The following is a 3098-nucleotide window of genomic DNA, read 5'->3' on the forward strand; positions in this document are numbered from 1 at the left end:
CTCACCTTCTGATTCAGGATTATGTCTGCTCAATATGTTCGTTGAATCGCAAATTGCTGCAAGCAGGTCACCCTTATCACCAACTTCTTTTAAACGACTTATGTTAGAAGTTAAACCAACAACAGGCTTTGGATCAAATTTCCAATCGCCAGTATGAAGCGCGCTACCCACATTAGTGCTAACTAATATTGAATGTGCTTCGGGAATTGAGTGAGTTACGTTTATAAACTCAACGGTGAAAGGATCTAAGTTTATACTACCGTTTATATCCACCTCTTTCACAGGTACTATACTCTCTAGCCGAAACTCCTTTAGTTTTTCCTTAAGAAAATTAATCGTGAACTTTGTTGTGTATATGGGACATTGCAACTCTTCCCACGAATAAGGCACTGCACCGCAGTGGTCTTCATGCGCATGCGTAATTATTATTCCGAGCAAATCCTTTTTTCTTTGAGCAATAAAGTTCACATCAGCAATTAATAGCTCAATGCCTGGCATAGTTTCATCGGCAAAACCAATACCAAGGTCAATCATAATCCACTTACCTTGGTAATGATATAGGCTTACATTCATCCCAATTCTACCTATTCCTCCAAGCGGAAGAAATAAAAATTCGTTCTTGTTTATATTCATTAATTTTAGATTATTAAAATGCGAGAATAGCAAAACTTCGGTCTTAAATAAAGGAGTTTATTACTTTCATAACTCTAGGAACCTATTCATAATCTTTTCGGGAGCCAAAATAGCGAAAGTAAGAACAACCATTTGCAAGCTGGTGTTGAGTTTCCGTTCGCAATTTTTCCACAATCGCCTGTATTTCTCCAACTAAGCAAAAGATCTCTCAACAACTCATCTTTTTGGCAATACAGCAAAGGTATGTAACCTACTTCGCTTCATTACTTCAACAGTTGCACCAACAATAGCTTTTATTTGTGTTGTAAAATTTTCTCCTATTGTAGCCGGCACCAACCAGCATGTTTTTAACTTCAGAGAGGGTTGCTTTAGCATTTTCGACCATTTTCACAGCACTGCTACGGTCTTGCCTTTATTACATAAATTGCACGTGGCAAACCTTGTGAATCAACTCCAATATGACGCTTTATTCCTGAAATCTTTTTACCTGCATCATAACCCTTTTTTTTCAGCAGATTTTTAATGCTTTGAGAACCAATTATACAAAAACTAGTTTTCTCTCTTCGGCCTTTGGTGATACGGACTTCTCCAACTAATTTTTTTAACACACGTTCTAAAATACTTTCTGTACCCTCACTAGGCTTTTCACTCCATTTTTTTAAGTAGTTGTAACAACTTCGCCATTTGGAAATTCTTGTGGCAGCACTCTCCACTAGCAGGTGCTTTTTAGGACGTATAATACTTCACAAAATACTTCATATAAATCAAGTTTTCTTGATTTTGTTTCCTTCCTACTACTCTCCAGAATTGGTCTTATTTTTTCAAATTGCTCTCTACTTATATTGCTTGGATAATTTTCCTGTATAGATAACCTCATTATTAATCTATGCCTACTTTACCTAGATCTCTTCAAGATTTTAAACAGGTTCTTACAACTAAATTCTTGCTTGAGTATGTTTATCAGGATATAGGTGTACGGCATAATACAAAGTCATTGTTACGCTTATATGTTGTCAATAGTCTATTAATAATCTTATGGTATAATTAACTTTGAAGGCTTTAGTTAAAGGAGACTATGACAGAAGCAAATCCAATAGTTGCATTAAAGACTAAAATTAAAGAATTTGGTTTTAGTAAATAAAAAGTCGATATCAGTAATAAATCAGCAAACTCTGGTGAAACAATGTATTTCGATTTTCCAAGAATGGACTTTGTCATTAATGGAAAAGTTATAGTAAAGTTTTAACCTATGCGTTAATGGAAGGAGCTAAACATCGCAAAAGCAACCTTTTTAATAGTGACGATATATATAGTACTGAAACCGTAACAGAAAAACAAAGAGAAATAGATACAGATTATGGTAAAGCTTTTATTGATTTGGTGCTCAAAGATCCTGAAAAAGAACTCGTGCAGGACAGATTGAGTGAGTTGTGGAAGGATCACTGTAAAAACCCTGAAACTTCTGATTATCAGAAAACTGATTCATACAAGAAAGAGTTTGAAAGGTTTTATAATGCTGAAAGAAAGCATATGCATCTATTACCAAAAGTAGGAGATTAGGATAGAAATTATTGCCCGTTCATAAAATAAGTTTTTAAGGAAATGTTCCAATACACTGAAGCAGGTGTTCCGAGTAATCATATTTTAGAAAAGCCAGTCACTCATTGTAACCAAGCAGGATATAAAGCTGGCATACTTATTGAGTGTCACACTGCACTTAGCAATTATGAATTAATTTACTAAACCCTGAAAAAGTAATGAATATTGATGACACTGACTATAATAATGTAAAAGTAAAGTCCGATATGAAAATACCTGCAACCAAATTTAACAATTCAGGAGAAAAAATATGTGATCTATCTACTTCACTGGAACTTACACTTGAGCCTCAAGATGGAAAGGATGGCATAACCCATAAAAATGGTAAATTATCACTTACTGTCCCTAAGGAATTAAAAAATTACAAAGAGGGAGGCAGAAACTTGTTCGATGTTATAGAAGAGTATTTCTAAAAATTCTGCGAAAAGTTAGAATTTTAATTCGAAATAAAAACACAAATAGAGCATAATTTGGACAGTTCACTGAAAGTAAATACTCATCTAAAAAGTGTAAAACCTACTATTCGTAGTGGTAATTATGTCCTTGGTCATTAAAACTGTAATATAAACTCAAGTCAAGAAAAAGTCTCTAGGTCGTGGGTAGATTAAAACTTGACCTTACTCCTTTTTAACCGTGCTCGCACTCTAGAAAGTTACCTATTTTTCCAAAGTGTGGAGTACGATTTTAACTTGATGTTAAGGCGAATGGAATTACACCATTACGGTTTCATGACATCAGATCGCACCTTTCCATAGTAATCAGATGTTGTATTTTAACCTAAATGACCACTTTTATACTCACCACTTGATAAAATTCTAGATTCCAGCGTTACGCGCTGGAATGACAGGTCTATGGTACATCCAAGT

At 34.6% G+C, this 3098-nt stretch carries 3 protein-coding genes and 1 pseudogene; 2 read left to right on the plus strand and 2 right to left on the minus strand.

What is annotated here, in order from left to right:
• On the minus strand, window positions 1–633 hold a 633-nt coding region (locus IHO13_RS04935), incomplete at its 3' end, for an MBL fold metallo-hydrolase (protein WP_225538544.1).
• Window positions 634–699: 66 nt separating this feature from the next.
• Window positions 700–1498, minus strand: a pseudogene (locus tag IHO13_RS04940) (IS5 family transposase).
• 392 nt (window positions 1499–1890) lie between these two features.
• Between IHO13_RS04940 and IHO13_RS04945 the strand changes: the two are divergent.
• Entirely contained in the window at window positions 1891–2193 is a 303-nt protein-coding gene (locus IHO13_RS04945) for a hypothetical protein (RefSeq protein ID WP_225538545.1), read from the plus strand.
• Window positions 2194–2390: 197 nt separating this feature from the next.
• Window positions 2391–2645, plus strand: coding sequence for a hypothetical protein (locus IHO13_RS04950; RefSeq protein WP_225538546.1), 255 nt, complete (start codon window positions 2391–2393; stop codon window positions 2643–2645).
• The last annotated feature ends 453 nt before the right edge of the window (window positions 2646–3098 follow it).

The sequence above is a fragment of the Wolbachia endosymbiont of Mansonella perstans genome, from assembly GCF_020278605.1.
Lineage (GTDB): Bacteria > Pseudomonadota > Alphaproteobacteria > Rickettsiales > Anaplasmataceae > Wolbachia.

Coding starts and splice junctions, on each gene's coding strand:
- IHO13_RS04945 (WP_225538545.1), top strand. CDS start 1,891: ATGGAAGGAGCTAAACATCGCAAAAGCAACCTTTTTAATAGTGACGAT.
- IHO13_RS04950 (WP_225538546.1), top strand. CDS start 2,391: ATGAATATTGATGACACTGACTATAATAATGTAAAAGTAAAGTCCGAT.